Annotated in this window: 22 protein-coding genes; 17 read left to right on the forward strand and 5 right to left on the reverse strand. The window is 65.2% G+C overall.

Features of this window, described 5'->3' with window-relative positions:
• Window positions 1-46 precede the first annotated feature (46 nt).
• The 7 genes from CW305_RS07820 to CW305_RS23880 all read left to right on the forward strand — a co-directional run bounded on the left by CW305_RS07820 (window position 47) and on the right by CW305_RS23880 (window position 5,664).
• Window positions 47-562, forward strand: a complete 516-nt coding sequence (locus tag CW305_RS07820; protein WP_104097562.1) for a phage major tail tube protein — start codon at window positions 47-49, stop codon at window positions 560-562.
• Window positions 563-646: 84 nt separating this feature from the next.
• On the forward strand, window positions 647-943 hold the full coding sequence (locus CW305_RS07825; RefSeq protein ID WP_104097563.1) for a phage tail assembly protein: 297 nt from the start codon (window positions 647-649) through the stop codon (window positions 941-943).
• A gap of 8 nt (window positions 944-951) precedes the next feature.
• On the forward strand, window positions 952-1,074 hold the full coding sequence (locus CW305_RS07830; RefSeq protein WP_155550519.1) for a GpE family phage tail protein: 123 nt from the start codon (window positions 952-954) through the stop codon (window positions 1,072-1,074).
• Window positions 1,064-3,829: a phage tail tape measure protein gene (locus tag CW305_RS07835; protein WP_219819256.1), complete on the forward strand. Its 2,766-nt coding sequence runs from the start codon at window positions 1,064-1,066 to the stop codon at window positions 3,827-3,829. The genes CW305_RS07830 and CW305_RS07835 overlap by 11 nt, the downstream gene beginning before the upstream one ends.
• Window positions 3,830-3,848: 19 nt before the next feature.
• Window positions 3,849-4,289 (forward strand): phage tail protein, encoded by a 441-nt coding sequence (locus CW305_RS07840; protein ID WP_104097564.1) that lies wholly within the window; start codon window positions 3,849-3,851, stop codon window positions 4,287-4,289.
• Window positions 4,290-4,318: 29 nt separating this feature from the next.
• On the forward strand, window positions 4,319-5,569 hold the full coding sequence (locus CW305_RS07845) for a phage late control D family protein (protein WP_245890987.1): 1,251 nt from the start codon (window positions 4,319-4,321) through the stop codon (window positions 5,567-5,569).
• Complete coding sequence (locus CW305_RS23880; RefSeq protein WP_281257259.1) at window positions 5,539-5,664, forward strand: hypothetical protein; 126 nt, start codon at window positions 5,539-5,541, stop codon at window positions 5,662-5,664. Before CW305_RS07845 ends, CW305_RS23880 begins: the two co-directional genes overlap by 31 nt.
• A 30-nt stretch (window positions 5,665-5,694) precedes the next feature.
• Here CW305_RS23880 and CW305_RS23380 read toward each other — a convergent pair whose 3' ends face one another.
• The 5 genes from CW305_RS23380 to CW305_RS07865 form a co-directional block, all read right to left on the reverse strand.
• Window positions 5,695-5,835, reverse strand: a complete 141-nt coding sequence (locus CW305_RS23380; RefSeq protein WP_181063865.1) for a hypothetical protein — start codon at window positions 5,833-5,835, stop codon at window positions 5,695-5,697.
• Window positions 5,836-5,896: 61 nt separating this feature from the next.
• Window positions 5,897-6,220 (reverse strand): DUF2511 domain-containing protein, encoded by a 324-nt coding sequence (locus CW305_RS07850; RefSeq protein WP_104097566.1) that lies wholly within the window; start codon window positions 6,218-6,220, stop codon window positions 5,897-5,899.
• Window positions 6,221-6,250: 30 nt separating this feature from the next.
• Window positions 6,251-6,493: a helix-turn-helix domain-containing protein gene (locus tag CW305_RS07855; protein WP_104097567.1), complete on the reverse strand. Its 243-nt coding sequence runs from the start codon at window positions 6,491-6,493 to the stop codon at window positions 6,251-6,253.
• A gap of 29 nt (window positions 6,494-6,522) precedes the next feature.
• Entirely contained in the window at window positions 6,523-6,999 is a 477-nt protein-coding gene (locus CW305_RS07860; RefSeq protein ID WP_104097568.1) for a hypothetical protein, read from the reverse strand.
• A 22-nt stretch (window positions 7,000-7,021) separates the two neighbouring features.
• Window positions 7,022-7,450, reverse strand: coding sequence for a helix-turn-helix domain-containing protein (locus tag CW305_RS07865; RefSeq protein ID WP_342748740.1), 429 nt, complete (start codon window positions 7,448-7,450; stop codon window positions 7,022-7,024).
• Between CW305_RS07865 and CW305_RS07870 the strand changes: the two genes are divergently transcribed.
• The 10 genes from CW305_RS07870 (at window position 7,449) to CW305_RS23385 (ending at window position 13,164) form a co-directional block, all read left to right on the forward strand.
• The gene (locus tag CW305_RS07870) at window positions 7,449-7,700 is read left to right on the forward strand and encodes a DNA-binding protein (RefSeq protein WP_104097570.1); all 252 of its coding nucleotides are present in this window, start codon (window positions 7,449-7,451) and stop codon (window positions 7,698-7,700) included. The genes CW305_RS07865 and CW305_RS07870 overlap by 2 nt on opposite strands.
• A gap of 29 nt (window positions 7,701-7,729) precedes the next feature.
• Complete coding sequence (locus CW305_RS07875; protein WP_181063866.1) at window positions 7,730-8,197, forward strand: YmfL family putative regulatory protein; 468 nt, start codon at window positions 7,730-7,732, stop codon at window positions 8,195-8,197.
• Window positions 8,198-8,226: 29 nt separating this feature from the next.
• The gene (locus tag CW305_RS07880; protein ID WP_084899194.1) at window positions 8,227-8,544 is read left to right on the forward strand and encodes an ogr/Delta-like zinc finger family protein; all 318 of its coding nucleotides are present in this window, start codon (window positions 8,227-8,229) and stop codon (window positions 8,542-8,544) included.
• Window positions 8,541-8,912 carry a hypothetical protein gene (locus CW305_RS07885; protein WP_104097571.1) on the forward strand — a complete coding sequence of 124 codons (372 nt, stop codon included), beginning with the start codon at window positions 8,541-8,543 and terminating at the stop codon, window positions 8,910-8,912. Before CW305_RS07880 ends, CW305_RS07885 begins: the two co-directional genes overlap by 4 nt.
• Before the next feature lie 75 nt (window positions 8,913-8,987).
• Window positions 8,988-9,224 (forward strand): hypothetical protein, encoded by a 237-nt coding sequence (locus CW305_RS07890; RefSeq protein ID WP_104097572.1) that lies wholly within the window; start codon window positions 8,988-8,990, stop codon window positions 9,222-9,224.
• Window positions 9,221-9,457, forward strand: coding sequence for a hypothetical protein (locus tag CW305_RS07895; protein ID WP_104097573.1), 237 nt, complete (start codon window positions 9,221-9,223; stop codon window positions 9,455-9,457). Before CW305_RS07890 ends, CW305_RS07895 begins: the two co-directional genes overlap by 4 nt.
• On the forward strand, window positions 9,454-12,210 hold the full coding sequence (locus tag CW305_RS07900; RefSeq protein ID WP_104097574.1) for a toprim domain-containing protein: 2,757 nt from the start codon (window positions 9,454-9,456) through the stop codon (window positions 12,208-12,210). The genes CW305_RS07895 and CW305_RS07900 overlap by 4 nt, the downstream gene beginning before the upstream one ends.
• Window positions 12,211-12,246: 36 nt before the next feature.
• Complete coding sequence (locus tag CW305_RS07905) at window positions 12,247-12,603, forward strand: hypothetical protein (RefSeq protein ID WP_104097575.1); 357 nt, start codon at window positions 12,247-12,249, stop codon at window positions 12,601-12,603.
• On the forward strand, window positions 12,594-13,028 hold the full coding sequence (locus tag CW305_RS07910; protein ID WP_104097576.1) for a DUF2528 family protein: 435 nt from the start codon (window positions 12,594-12,596) through the stop codon (window positions 13,026-13,028). The genes CW305_RS07905 and CW305_RS07910 overlap by 10 nt, the downstream gene beginning before the upstream one ends.
• Window positions 13,021-13,164, forward strand: a complete 144-nt coding sequence (locus CW305_RS23385; RefSeq protein WP_181063867.1) for a hypothetical protein — start codon at window positions 13,021-13,023, stop codon at window positions 13,162-13,164. The genes CW305_RS07910 and CW305_RS23385 overlap by 8 nt, the downstream gene beginning before the upstream one ends.
• Window positions 13,165-13,202: the final 38 nt, after the last annotated feature.

Consider the following 13,202-nt stretch of genomic DNA (forward strand, 5'->3'; position numbering starts at 1 on the left):
CCCATTGACCCGCGCGGCCCCGGCCGCGCCGTAGGAGAGCCCAGCCATGGCCCTGCCCAAAAAGCTGAAACACATGAACCTGTTCAACGATGGCAACAGCTACGTTGGGCAGTGCAAGTCCGTCACGCTGCCAACCCTCACCCGCAAGCTGGAAAGCTTCCGCGGCGCCGGCATGGACGGCACGGTGAAAGTCGACCTCGGCCACGGCGACGACGGCATCCAGATCGAATGGACCCTCGGCGGCTGGGACCTGACCGTGCTGCGCCAGTTCGGCGCTGTGAAAGCGGACGGCGTGATGCTGCGCTGGGCCGGTTCCGTGCAGCGTGACGACACCGGCGAGGTCTCCGCCGTCGAGGTGGTCGCTCGCGGCCGGCACGAGGAGATCGACTTCGGCGACGCCGAGTCCGGTGAAGACACCGAGCACTCCATCACCACCACCTGCACCTACTACAAGCTCAGCGTTGACGGCGAGGTGATCATCGAGATCGACCTGCTCAACTTCGTCTTCAACGTCGACGGCGACGACCGCCTCGCCGAGCACCGCAAGGCCATCGGCCTGTAAGCCATGCACGGCCAGCGCCCACCGTTTCGCAACCCGCCGCAGCCGCCAAGCGCTGCGGCAACCCTAACCCCAAGGAGCAACCCCATGAGCAAGACCAGCGAGCCCATCGTCCTCGAGCAGGCCATCAAGCGCGGCGAGACCAGCATCACCGAGATCACCCTGCGCAAGCCCGCTGCTGGCGAGCTGCGCGGCCTCAAGCTGGCGGACCTGATCAACGGCGACGTCAACGCCACCATCCGCCTGGTGCCGCGCATCAGCCAGCCGACCCTCACCGAGCAGGAAGTTGCAGCCCTGGACGTGGCCGATCTGCTGGGCTGCGCGGATGCCATCGCCGGTTTTTTGCAGAAGACGGGCAGCACGGCGGAATCCCCCGCCGCGTAGACGATGTGATGGCGGACATCGCCCTGGTGTTCCACTGGGGACCAGAGCAGATGAACGCCATGCCGCTGCATGAACTGATGGACTGGCGCGAGCGCGCCATCGAACGATGGGAGCGCACGCATGGCGCGTGATCTGAACCTCAAGGTCAACCTCCAGGCGCTGGACAACGCGTCGCGTACCTTCCGCAACATCGCCGGGGGTGCGGTTGGCCTAGGCCGCGCTCTCAAGGACACCCGCGGCGAACTCAAGGGCCTGCAGGCCCTGCAGAAGGACGTCAGTTCATTCCGTAACCTCAAGGGCGCTGCTGACCAGACCGGCAGCGCCATGCAGGCCAACCGCGAGCGCGTCAAGGCGCTGTCCCGCGAAATGGCTGCCGCCGAAACGCCGACCAAGGCGCTGACGCGTGAATTCCAGAGCGCGGTCCGCCAGGGCCATGCCCTCAAGCAGAAGCACAACGAACAGCAGCGCGAGCTGCAGGGCCTGCGCGGCAAGCTGGGCGAGGCGGGCATCAGCACCCGCAACCTCTCCGACCATGAGCGCGAGTTGCGCCAGCGTGTCGAGCGCACCAACCAGACGCTCGGCCAGCAGGAGCAGCGCCTCAAGCAGCTCACCACCCAGCAGAAGCGCCTCGGCCAGGCCAAGGCCGACTACGACCGCACCCAGCAGCTGGCCGGCAGCATGGCCGCGACGGGGGCGGGTGGGCTGGCCACCGGCAGCGGCATCCTCTATGCCGGTGCGAAGGTCATGGCGCCGGGGCTGGAGTTCGACGCGGCCATGAGCAAGGTGCAGTCGCTGACCCGCCTGGATGCCGCATCCGAAGATATGGCAGCGCTGCGCGAGCAGGCCCGCCAGCTTGGTGCCAGTACCCAGTTCACCGCGGGTCAGGCGGCCGATGCCCAGGGCTTTCTGGCTATGGCCGGCTTCAAGGCCGAATCCATCCAGGCGGCGATGCCCGGCATGCTCGATCTCGCCAAGGCCGGCGACAGTGGCCTGGCTGAAACGGCAGACATCGCCTCCAACATCCTCACCGGCTTCAACCTGCAGGCGAGCGAAACCGGGCGCCTGGGTGACGTGCTGGTAGGCACCTTCACCCGTTCCAACGTCAACCTGCAGATGCTCGGCGAGACGATGAAGTACGCCGCGCCCGTCGCCGCATCCGTGGGGCAGGATCTTGAGACCGTTGCCGCCATGGCCGGCAAGCTGGGTGACGCCGGCATTCAGGGCAGCATGGGCGGTACCGCGCTGCGGGCCATCCTCAACCGCCTGAGCGCCCCGCCTAAAGCAGCCGCTGACGCCCTGGACAAGCTCGGCATCAGCGCCAAGGATGCCCAGGGCAACCTGCGCGACGTACCCACCGTACTGCAGGAGATCTACGAGAAAACCAAGAACATGGGCGACGCCGACCGTGCCGGCCTGCTCAAGGGCATCGCCGGCGAAGAAGCGGTCGCAGGCCTGCAGGTGCTGGTCAAGCAGGCCGGCAGCGGCGCGCTGCAGGAGTTCGTCAGCACCCTCAAGGCCACCGAGGGCGAAGCCAGCGCCACGGCCAAGACCATGGCCGACAACCTGCGCGGCGATCTCTCGGCCATGGGCAGCGCCTGGGAAGATCTCGGCATCCAGCTCCAGGAGCAGCAGAACGGCCCCATGCGCGAGATCACCCAAACGCTCACCGGCATCATCGGTGGTGTGAAGGGCTGGATCGCCGAGAACCCCAAACTGGCCGCCAACATCGTCAAGACCGCCGCCGGCGTCGGGATCCTCATGGCTGGCATGGGCGGGCTGACGTTGGCGATCGCCAGTATCCTCGGCCCGTTCGCCATGCTGCGCTACGGCATGATGCTGTTCGGCATCAAGGGCGCCGGGCTGGCCGGCACGCTGTTCAACCTGGGCAAAACGGCGCTGCCGCTGGTGGGCAAGGGCATCCTGTTCATCGGCCGTGCATTAGCGATGAACCCCATCGGCCTGGCGATCACCGCCATCGCCGGCGGCGCGTACCTGATCTACCGCAACTGGGACAAGGTTGGGCCGTACTTCCTCGGACTGTGGGAGGAGATCAAAGCGGGCTTTTCCGGGGGGCTGGGTGGCATCGCCGCCACCATCGTCAATTTCAGCCCGCTGGGCCTGTTCTACCGCGCGTTCGCCGGTGTGCTCGGCTATCTGGGTGTGGATCTGCCCGCCAAGTTCACCGACTTCGGCGGCATGCTCATGCAGGGGCTGGCCAACGGCATCAAGAACGCGGCCGGCGCGGTCAAGGGCGCCGTGGTCGGCGCGGCGGACAGCAGCATCGGCTGGTTCAAGGAAAAGCTCGGCATTCACTCACCGTCGCGCGTATTCGCCGAGCTGGGCGGCTTCACCATGGCGGGCCTCGAGCAGGGCCTGCAGGCGGGGGAACGTGGCCCGCTGTCGCAGCTGGGCAGCACAACTGACCGAATGAAAGAACTCGGCAGTGTTGAATTGGCGGCGACGCTGCGTGCTGCCGATTCAAAGCGTGGCGATAACGAAGTGTCCCTCTCGCAACCACGCACAGCGATTTCCGGCCCATTGTCACGGCCCAGGCCGGGCGGCGACGCTGAACGCACAATGGCGAATCTGGTTAACGCGACCAAACGCATCGGAGCTGTAGCTGCGGGCGCTATCGGCCTAAGCGCCGCGGCCACTGCCATGCCGGCAGCAGCAGAGCCCGTCACGTTCGATACGCGCCCGCCGCTGGCCGCGCGGACTGCTTCGCCATCTGCTGCCCAGAGCGCGCCAGCGCCGATCACCGTGCACATCCACGCGGCCCCCGGGCAGGACGCCAACGCCATCGCCCGTGCCGTCGCCGCCGAGCTGGACAAGCGCGAGCGCGAACGCGGCGCCCGTGCCCGCTCATCCCTATTCGACCAGGACTGATTACCAGGAGTAATGGACCATGATGATGGCCCTCGGCATGTTCGTCTTTTCGCTGGAGACCCTGGCCTACCAGGAATTCCAGCGCCAGACCGAATGGCGCCACGGCTCCACCAACCGCATCGGCACCAACCCTGCGCGCCAGTACCTGGGGCGCGGTGATGACAGCATCACACTGCCGGGCGTACTGCTGCCCGCGCTGGCCGGCACCCAGCTCAGCCTGGACGCCCTGCGCACCATGGCTGACACCGGCAAGGCGTGGCCGCTGGTGGAGGGCACCGGGAAGATCTACGGCACCTGGATCATCGAGAGCCTGAGCGAGACGCGCACGCTGTTCTTCCGCGACGGCCAGGCGCGGCGCATCGAGTTCACCCTTTCGCTCAAACGCATCGACGATGGCCGGGTGGATCTGCTCGGCAGCGCCATCGCCGCCGGCGGCAACCTCCTGCGGAGGCTGCTGTGATCGAGGAACTGCTCACCCAGGGCAAGGGCCTGCTCGACCAGGCCAAGGGTTACGCCCAGCAGGCAGCGGACCAGTACCGCGACGCCACCGCCTACCCGCAGCCGATCTGCCGGGTGGTAGTCAACGGCCAGGACATCACCAGCGCCATCGAGCAGCGCCTCATCAGCATCGAACTCACCGACAACCGCGGCATGGAGGCAGACCAGCTCAGCATCAGCCTCAGCGACCACGACGGCCTGCTGGCCATCCCGCCACGCGGCGCCGTGGTGCGCCTCTGGCTCGGCTGGCACGACACCGGCCTGGTGGACAAGGGCAGCTACACCGTGGACGAGGTCGAACACAGTGGCGCGCCGGACGTGCTCAACATCCGCGCCCGCAGCGCGGACCTGCGCGAGGGGCTCAAGGCCAAGAAGGAACGCAGCTGGAGCGGGCAGACCTTGGGCGCCATCGTCCAGACCGTGGCGGGTGCCTACGGGCTCAGCCCGGTGATCAGCGCGGCGCTGTCGGTCATCCAGCTCGCCCAGGTCGACCAGGCCAACGAGTCGGACGCCAACCTGCTCAGCCGCCTCGGCCAGCAGTTCGACGCCATTGCCAGCATCAAGGCCGGGCGCCTGCTGTTCATGCCGGCCGGCAAGAGCACCACCGCCAGCGGCGCCGCACTGCCGCACATCACGCTCACCCGCGCCGATGGCGACGGCCACCGCTACCTGCAGGCAGACCGCGACAGTTACAGCGGCGTGCGCGCCTACTACTACGAGCTGAACAGCGCCGAGAAGAAGGAGGCGATCGCCGGCGGCGGCGACAACCTCAAGGACCTGCGCCACACCTACACCGACCAGCAGGCCGCCCTGCGCGCCGCCCGCGCTGAGTGGTCCCGTCTGCAGCGCGGCACCGCCACGCTCAGCTACACCCTGGCAAAGGGCCGGCCGGACCTTATCCCTGAACTCACCTACAGCCTGATCGGCGTGAAGGCCGACATCGACGCCGTGGTCTGGCTCGGCGCCAACGTGCGGCACTCATTCACGCCGGACAGCTACACCACCGCCCTGGAGCTGGAATCCAAGCTGCCGGACGCCGACGACATCGCCGACCTGGCCGAGGCCGGCAACTACACCGGCGTGCTCGCCTGGTACCGCGACGAGAAAACCGGCGAGCAGAAGAAACTCACCGAAGGCGACCAGGCCAGCCCCAAGCGCCTGGTCCATCTGTATGCCGAGAAATCGAGCGCCGTGCGCGCCGTGGAGCGGGAATGGAAACGGATACAACAAGCCAGCGCCTGACCGAGCCCGAGCCGCCGGCTGAGCCCGTGCGCTCGGCCTGGGAGCTGATCGATGAGCAATGGGCGGAGCAGGGCGAGGCGCCGATGTGCATGTAACGAGAAGCCCGGCACTGGCCGGGCTCAGGGTCAACCGGGCGTACTCGCCAACGCATCCAGCAGGCGCAGCAGGTGCTGCTGGTCCTGCGGTGACAGCTGCCGAAACAGGCGCAGCACCTCGCGTTCTTGGGCGGTGATCGGGGCGATGGGTAGGTTGGCGTTACTGCTCATTGGGTCACTCCTGTGGATACGAAAAATGACCGTACCCTCGATTGCGGAGAACCCAAGCGCCTCAGCGGCAGAGCTTCAGCCCGGCCTCGATCACTGGCCCGACGCTCTGCTTTAGTCCTGGAATGGTTTTGTTTTCAGCCCACGCGCCATCCAACGGATCCAGCCCAAGCTGCCGCGCCTTCGCATTGGCCGGGCCGTTCAATCCATACATGCGCCCCGTCTCGGGGTCAGTCACGACCACGGCATTACCAGGTAGGCACTGCAGGTGCATTTCTTCCGGTACGAATGGCCAGGCGGCCCCGAATTCTTCGGCGCTGATCAGCTTGGGCGGTGCAGCGAGGGCGAGCGGGGCGGCCAGCAGCAGGCCGAGTAGGAGGTTGCGCATGGTGACGCTCCTTGTCTTATGTGTCTGGACTCAGCGGCTACGGGTGCCGGTTATGATGTAGAGCACATCCGCATCGGTGCGGGCCGCCAGCGCCTGCAGGTAGTCGATGGGGATGGTGGAGGTGCCGTTTTCGAACCGCTTCTGCATGTAGTCGGTGATGCCGGCGAGGTGGGCGAGTTCGTGCAGTTCCAGACACAGGCGCTTGCGCTCTTCGGCCAGGCGGGCGCCGAAGGCGGCTGGCAGATCTTCGACGGTGGCTTCGGCTGGGGTCATGCGGCAGCTCCTTACAGGTAGAGGTCAGCTCAGGCGAAGTGCCGCGCAAGGCTTCGAGGTCGCAGGATTTCGCCAGTGTCGAGATCCACCACGTCGCCGATGATGCGTTCGATCTTGAATGTTCGCTCCGCTTGGCGGTCGTGGCATTCCCCCTTGAGATAGGTGGCCGTCACTGAGTGAACAGTGACCGTGCGATAGGTGACATCACCCACTGAGTCTTCGTAGGTGAAAGCAACTTCGCCCAGGCGCCAGCCGGTACGCATGGCGCGGCTTGGTGCAGCGGTGTGATCAGGGGCGCGGCGGACTGGTTGATCTGAAGGGGATGGAGAAGCAGAGCCAAGTTCGAGGCGCTTGCGTTGAGCACTGCTGAGCGGCTGCGGCTTGTGAGCCTCCCACGGCTTCGACTGAGCCATCAGGGCGGCGCCCTTGCGATTGGTGCGCCGAACCAGAGCCACGAATATGGCCACACCAATGGCGACCAACGCCAAACCTACGAAAGCTTCCATGCCAGCTCCTTATGTGTGCTGCTTATTTCTCGGTTTGATACCGCCCAGCCGATTCTGCCAGCGCTGAGGTCATGCGCCTCACTGCGGCGCGGTCGCTTCCGGGCATCGATCGGTAGTCGTTTAAAACTGCGGATTCTTCGGTTGTGAGGGCCGTTTCGTTGGGTGCGGAGCGCTGGCCAGTGAGGATGTACAGCACGTCAACGCCAGCGGCTGCCACGGTGGCGAGATAAGCAGCATCCGGGCTTCGCTCGCCCTTCTCATAGTTGAACTGGGTGGTCTTCGACACCTTCGCGAGCGCCGCGAATTCACCTTGGTTCAGGCCCAGGCGCGCACGCTCTTCCTTCAGCCTTTCGCCGATATTCAACAAAACGACCCCTTTGTGTGTTGACAGTTCAACGCTCGTTGAATAATCTGTCGCCACATTGAACAGATTTGAATGGTTTTGAATCATGCCAGCCACACGCACCCCCAAACAAGCGAAGGAATGGCTCGCCAAGCAGGGCAAGACCGTCCAGGAATTTGCCCGCGAGCACAGCCTTGATCCGTTCACCTGCTACCAGGTGCTTTCCGGCGCGAAGAAGGGCACCCGCGGCGAGTCGCATCGCGCCGCCGTGCTGCTGGGCATCAAGGAAGGCGTGGCGGATGTGCCCGAGCAGTACGGGCGCCGCGCCAGCGATATCGGCACTGTGATTTCACAGTAATGGCACCTGGCCCAGCGAGAAACCAGAACATGAAGCGCCCGATCCTAGAAACCCGCCGCCAGATGATGAGTGCCGTGGTTTGCGCCTACCCAGGCGGCCGTGATTGCGCCGCGGCGCGCCTGGGCCTGGACATCAAGAAGTTCGACAACCACCTCTACGAGAACGCCGGTAGCCGGCCGCTCTCGGACGAGCAGATTCACCTGCTAGAGCAGCAGGCGGGCACCAGCCACTTTCCAGATTATGTCGCTGCAATGTACGGCGGCGTGTTCGTACCGGATGCCAACCCGGGCGACCTGGACAACCTGGCGCTCTACGAACGCTCGATGCGCACCGCCGTGCTGCGCGGGGCGGTGGACCAGATCCTCTGCGAGGCACTGGAAAACGGCTACATCGACGAGGACGAGCGAAAGGTCATCCTCGCCGCGCACCACCGCCACATGGCTGCCCGTCATGAGGAAATAAACGCAGTCATCGTGCTGCACAGCAAGCAGCCGTAAGCACGGCAGGGTATTGGGGAGGGGAACCCGTGAGCGTAGCGAATAACGGCGGATACAAATGCCTATGCCCGGCCTGTGGCCAGCGCATGCGCATCCGCAACAGCGAGGCGCAAACGCCGACGTTCAAGACGATGTACGCGCAGTGCATGAACATGGCCTGCGGTGCGACCTACACCGGGTCGCTGACATGGGACTACGCGCTCAGCCCGTCCGGGCTGGATGCACCACGCGTGGTACTGCCGGTGGCGCCATCAGTGCGCCGCATGCAGGCACTGCGCGACAGCCGCGAGAAGACCGACCAGCTCGACATGCTCGACCAAATGGAACCGGAGGTAGCAACCGCATGAACGTCTCAACCATCAACGACGCCCAGGAATACCGGGCGAGCATGCAGCGCGCCGCGCTGACCTTTCTGCAGCGCCACCAGGGCGAGCACCTGACTGACGATGGCCACCTGTTCGCGCGTGCCGTCAGCTACCTGGTCAACGGGCTGGACGTACCGACGTTCATGGCGGATCGCTTGGTGCATCTGGCGATGAGCGAGCTTGAGTGCCGCAAGCGCACGGCGATCGGCATCAGCTATGGCACTGACGATGCCACCCGCGTGGCCCTGCGAAGTTTTTTTTCGGGCGAAGCGGTATTAATCCCCCTGCGCCACCTGCCGGCACGCTTGCAGCCGCCCGCGGCGCCGCTGGCTGCAGCAGCCACTCACTGATCACCCCCTGAATTGACCCAAGCCCATGCCCGCCTTTGCGCGGGTAGGGGAAAGTTGCGCCCGAACGGTGGCCCCATGAGTACAGACGTTTCCATCCATATCCAGCTGAAGCCCGCCCAGGCCGATGCCTACCTGCGCTGGCTGACCAGCCAGTACGAGCAGCTGATGGCTGCCTGCTGGTACGACGATCGCTATCGCTACACCCCGCAGGGGCTGCGAGGCCCGAAGATCCTCCGCGACCACCCGCACATCGCTGGCCTCAACCGCACCATGCGCGAGCTGGTGAAGGCCCGCCAAGGAGCTAAGGCATGAGCACTCATCCGATGCCAGCCTGCGAGGCGCTTGCGGCCGACCCGGCGCGTTACATGTTTAAGCAGCAGCTGGCTGAGCTGGTCGAGGCACGCGACTACGACGAGAAATTTCGCATGATCTGCCGCTTGGGCGGCTATCTCAGCGCTCTGCTGGAGACCGACGTGATCACCTGCGAAGAGCACAAGGCGCTACGGGAAGAGATGCAGGAATTCGTCTGGGGGGCGGCCCAATGAAAGACATGGACCGCCACATCCGCGAAGAGGTGCTACGCCGTTTCGAGGGCGACTTCGGCCTCAAGCGCCGCGCCGGTACCGACTACATGCGCGGTGGCACCTGCCCGAGCTGCGGCAAGAAGGAGCTCTATTCCCGCTACGACCAGCCCTGGTTCATCAAATGCGGCCGCGAGAGCAAGTGTGGCGAGCAGTGGCACGTGAAAGAGCTGTTCGACGACCTGTTCGACGACTGGAGCAAGCGCGCACCGAGCACCGAGCAGGCGCCGGCCGCCAGCGCCGATGCCTACCTGCAGTTCGCCCGTGGCTTTGACCTGGGCATGATCCGCGGCTGGTACAGCCAGGAGAACTACTGGAACCGCGAACTCGCCCAGGGCAGCGCCACGGTGCGCTTCACCTTGGAGAAAGGCGGCTACTGGGAGCGGCTGATCGACCGCCCGCACCGCTTCGGCAAGCAGAAGGCACGCTTCGCCCCCGGCCAGAGCATGAAAGGCTACTGGTGGTGCCCGCCGACCGTGGACCTGCTCGAGGTCGATGAGCTGTGGATCGTCGAGGGCATCTTCGACGCCATCGCGCTGCTGCACCACGAACTCGACGCCGTGTCAGCCATGAGCAGCAACGCCTTCCCAGCCGAATCGCTCAAGGCGCTGGTCAAGGCCCGTGCCGAGGCCGGCCGCAAGCTGCCGCGCCTGGTCTGTGCGCTGGACAACGAGCCGGGCGCCCATCGCTACACCCGCCGCTGGGCGAAGATGGCCCGCGAGCTGGGCTTTACCTGCGAGGCCGCGCAGATCCCGCAGCGCGACCGCAAGGTGGACTGGAACGACCTGCACCAGCGTTGGGCCTTTATCGAGGGCGACGACAAGCGCGAGGAGCAGGTCGAGCGCGACCTGCGCGAGGCGCGCTACCACGGCAGCCTGCTGCTGGCCGAAAGCGCGGCGGAGAAGGGCGCGCTGATGTACGAATGGCGCGAGCGCCACGAATTCCACTTCGCGTTCGAGAACCGCCTCTACTGGTTCAAGATGGACCTGGAGAAGTTCAACAAGGCCATGCAGCACCTGGAGGAATCCGAGCGCCAGGAAGACCAGCTGCTGAACGACCGCCAGCGCCGCGACAAGGCCCTGCGACAGTGCGGCGCGGTGGTGGAGATCGCCAACTGCTACCCGCAGGCGCTGTATTTCCAGCGCAACGAGGTGACGGACGAGTCCTGGTACTACTTCCGCGTGGACTTCCCGCACGACGAGCCGACGGTGCGCAACACCTTCACCGGCGGCCAGGTGGCAGCGGCCAGCGAGTTCAAGAAGCGCCTGCTCGGCATGGCTGCCGGCGCGGTGTTCACCGGTACCGGCGCGCAGCTGGACCGCATCATGCGCGACCAGCTATACGGCCTGAAAACCGTCAAGACCATCGACTACATCGGCTACAGCAAGGAACACAGCTGCTACGTGTTCGGCGACCTGGCCGTGCGCGGTGGCGTGCTCGAGCAGGCCAACAAGGAGGACTATTTCGAGTTCAAGCAGCTGCGCTTGAAGACCCTGCAGAAGTCGATCCGCCTGGAAATTGCCCGTACCGACGAGGGCTACCGCGCCGAGTGGCTCGACTGGCTGTGGACCTGTTTCGGCACGCAGGGCATCGTCGCGCTGGCGTTCTGGTTCGGCTCGTTGTTCGCCGAGCAGATCCGCGACGAGTACCAGAGCTTTCCCTTCCTGGAAGTGACGGGCGAGGCGGGCGCCGGCAAGTCGACGCTGCTGATGTTCCTCTGGAAGCTGTTCGGCCGCCCGGACGAAGAGGGTAAGGACCCTTCGAAAATGTCCAAGGCGGGCCTGCGCCGGTGGATGGGGCAGGTATCCGGCATGCCGCTGGTTCTGCTCGAGGCAGACCGCAGCGACAACGACCGCGGCGCCGCCAAGGCCTACGACTGGGACGAGCTGAAACCGCTATTCAACGGCGGCACCCTGGGGGTGACCGGCGTGAAAACGGCCGGCAACGAAACCTACGAGCCACCGTTCCGCGGCACCATCGTGATCAGCCAGAACGCCACTGTGATGGCGAGCGAGGCGATCCTCACCCGTATCGTCAAACTGCACTTCGTGCGCCCCGAGGTCACCGCCGCCAGCCGCGCCGCGGCGGACAACCTCAACCATCTGAGCGCGATGGACGTCAGCCACTTCCTGCTGATGGCCGCCCGTGCCGAGGGCAAGGTGCTGGAGACCTTCCGCGCCCAGGTGAAGGTGCACGAACAGGCCCTGCGCGAGCTGAAAGAGATCCGCATCGAGCGAATCATCAAGAACCACGCGCAGCTGCTCGCGCTGGTCGACTGCCTGCGGCTGATCATCCCGCTCACCGATCGGCAGCACGCCGGCGCGCAGCGCGAGCTGGTGGCCATGGCGCTGGCACGCCAGACCGCCGTCAACGCCGACCCGGCCGAGGTGGCCGAGTTCTGGGAGGCCTTCGACTACCTGCAGGGCCTGAGCGAGGACCCGGTGGTGGACCACTCGAAGAAGCCGGACGTGATCGCCGTGAACCTCAACGAGTTCTGCGAGCGCGCCGCCGACCACAAACAGAAGATCGCCGACATCGGCACGCTGCGCACCCTGCTACCCAACAGCCGCTCTCGCAAATACCTCATGCACAACAAGGGCGTGGACAGCGCCGTGCGCGCGGCCTTCAACCGCCGCAACCAATGCAGCCAGCGCGGCACCACGGTGAAGTGCTGGATTTTCCAGAACCCCGACCCGACCGGGCGCGGCAACGCCTGATCGGTCGAGCAACACCCCAACCCAAGGAGAAGCACCATGCAAAACGAAAAAACCACCGAGCCCAAGCCGTTTTCAGCACTCAAGGAGGCGCTTTTCTTCCTTGATTACGCCAACGACTCAGTTCTCGAGGCGGAACGCGACCTGGCGAAAGCAAAGCAGGCGTTCACTGACAAGCTGCGAGCGCTCGGGCCTGTCTGGCTTCAGGCATCCGATGCGGCTGAAAAGATGGGGGAAAAACTGCCAGACGCGTTCCGTGAAGGCGGGCTGCTCATCAAGTTTGACGAGGAAGGTGTAGCGAGCGCCGAACGCTTACCGGACGCCGCCTCGAGCCACACGTTGTACACGCTGGCCAGCAAGGCTGGCGAGTCCCGAGGAGAAGCACCATGCAAGTGATACCGCACATCAAGCGATATACCGTCGAGGAGTCCTGGAAGGACTACAGCGTCACCCTAGAAGTTGACCACAGCGTCCTGACCCCCGAGCGCGCCGCGGAGATCAACAACTTCTGGTCCGATCATCGGAGCCGGCTCAACGAGGAGTCCGGAGACGCAGTATTGGCCGTTATCCGCCTCGCTGGCTCAACGCTTATCCGGGTGATGCTGAGCGAAGGCGGTGCTGATTTCAGTGAGAAAACCAAGGGCCCGATATTCGGCGACAACCCCGGCCCTTACTGGACCAAAGATCTACATGACCTGGAGGGATGGGGCGGATCGGTACCCGAAAGCCCGTTCGGATGGTGCGGAATCCGCTGCGTTGCAGCCGACGTAGAGGTACCAGGGTTCGACGAAGTGGAGCTGAAGGAGCTGGTTCATGGCTAACCACTACGACGATGACGAACCGAGCCTCAGCCTGCGCGCCCGACTGGCCATGACAGGCTGGATCGGTACCGGTCTGGCCGGCCTGCTGGCCGCGGCCAACCACCTGCCGGACCTGTTCCTGCTGATCGCACGCTGAAAACAAGAAGGCCCCGGTGAGCGGCAACTCACCAGGGC

The sequence above is a fragment of the Stutzerimonas kunmingensis genome, assembly GCF_002929225.1.
Lineage (GTDB): Bacteria > Pseudomonadota > Gammaproteobacteria > Pseudomonadales > Pseudomonadaceae > Stutzerimonas.

Bases quoted from the DNA above. Each gene is read 5' to 3' on its own strand.
- CW305_RS07820 (WP_104097562.1), top strand. From the start codon at position 47: ATGGCCCTGCCCAAAAAGCTGAAACACATGAACCTGTTCAACGATGGC.
- CW305_RS07825 (WP_104097563.1), top strand. From the start codon at position 647: ATGAGCAAGACCAGCGAGCCCATCGTCCTCGAGCAGGCCATCAAGCGC.
- CW305_RS07830 (WP_155550519.1), top strand. From the start codon at position 952: ATGGCGGACATCGCCCTGGTGTTCCACTGGGGACCAGAGCAGATGAAC.
- CW305_RS07835 (WP_219819256.1), top strand. From the start codon at position 1,064: ATGGCGCGTGATCTGAACCTCAAGGTCAACCTCCAGGCGCTGGACAAC.
- CW305_RS07840 (WP_104097564.1), top strand. From the start codon at position 3,849: ATGATGATGGCCCTCGGCATGTTCGTCTTTTCGCTGGAGACCCTGGCC.
- CW305_RS23880 (WP_281257259.1), top strand. From the start codon at position 5,539: ATGGAAACGGATACAACAAGCCAGCGCCTGACCGAGCCCGAGCCGCCG.
- CW305_RS23380 (WP_181063865.1), bottom strand. From the start codon at position 5,835: ATGAGCAGTAACGCCAACCTACCCATCGCCCCGATCACCGCCCAAGAA.
- CW305_RS07850 (WP_104097566.1), bottom strand. From the start codon at position 6,220: ATGCGCAACCTCCTACTCGGCCTGCTGCTGGCCGCCCCGCTCGCCCTC.
- CW305_RS07855 (WP_104097567.1), bottom strand. From the start codon at position 6,493: ATGACCCCAGCCGAAGCCACCGTCGAAGATCTGCCAGCCGCCTTCGGC.
- CW305_RS07860 (WP_104097568.1), bottom strand. From the start codon at position 6,999: ATGGAAGCTTTCGTAGGTTTGGCGTTGGTCGCCATTGGTGTGGCCATA.
- CW305_RS07870 (WP_104097570.1), top strand. From the start codon at position 7,449: ATGCCAGCCACACGCACCCCCAAACAAGCGAAGGAATGGCTCGCCAAG.
- CW305_RS07865 (WP_342748740.1), bottom strand. From the start codon at position 7,450: ATGATTCAAAACCATTCAAATCTGTTCAATGTGGCGACAGATTATTCA.
- CW305_RS07875 (WP_181063866.1), top strand. From the start codon at position 7,730: ATGAAGCGCCCGATCCTAGAAACCCGCCGCCAGATGATGAGTGCCGTG.
- CW305_RS07885 (WP_104097571.1), top strand. From the start codon at position 8,541: ATGAACGTCTCAACCATCAACGACGCCCAGGAATACCGGGCGAGCATG.
- CW305_RS07890 (WP_104097572.1), top strand. From the start codon at position 8,988: ATGAGTACAGACGTTTCCATCCATATCCAGCTGAAGCCCGCCCAGGCC.
- CW305_RS07895 (WP_104097573.1), top strand. From the start codon at position 9,221: ATGAGCACTCATCCGATGCCAGCCTGCGAGGCGCTTGCGGCCGACCCG.
- CW305_RS07900 (WP_104097574.1), top strand. From the start codon at position 9,454: ATGAAAGACATGGACCGCCACATCCGCGAAGAGGTGCTACGCCGTTTC.
- CW305_RS07905 (WP_104097575.1), top strand. From the start codon at position 12,247: ATGCAAAACGAAAAAACCACCGAGCCCAAGCCGTTTTCAGCACTCAAG.
- CW305_RS07910 (WP_104097576.1), top strand. From the start codon at position 12,594: ATGCAAGTGATACCGCACATCAAGCGATATACCGTCGAGGAGTCCTGG.
- CW305_RS23385 (WP_181063867.1), top strand. From the start codon at position 13,021: ATGGCTAACCACTACGACGATGACGAACCGAGCCTCAGCCTGCGCGCC.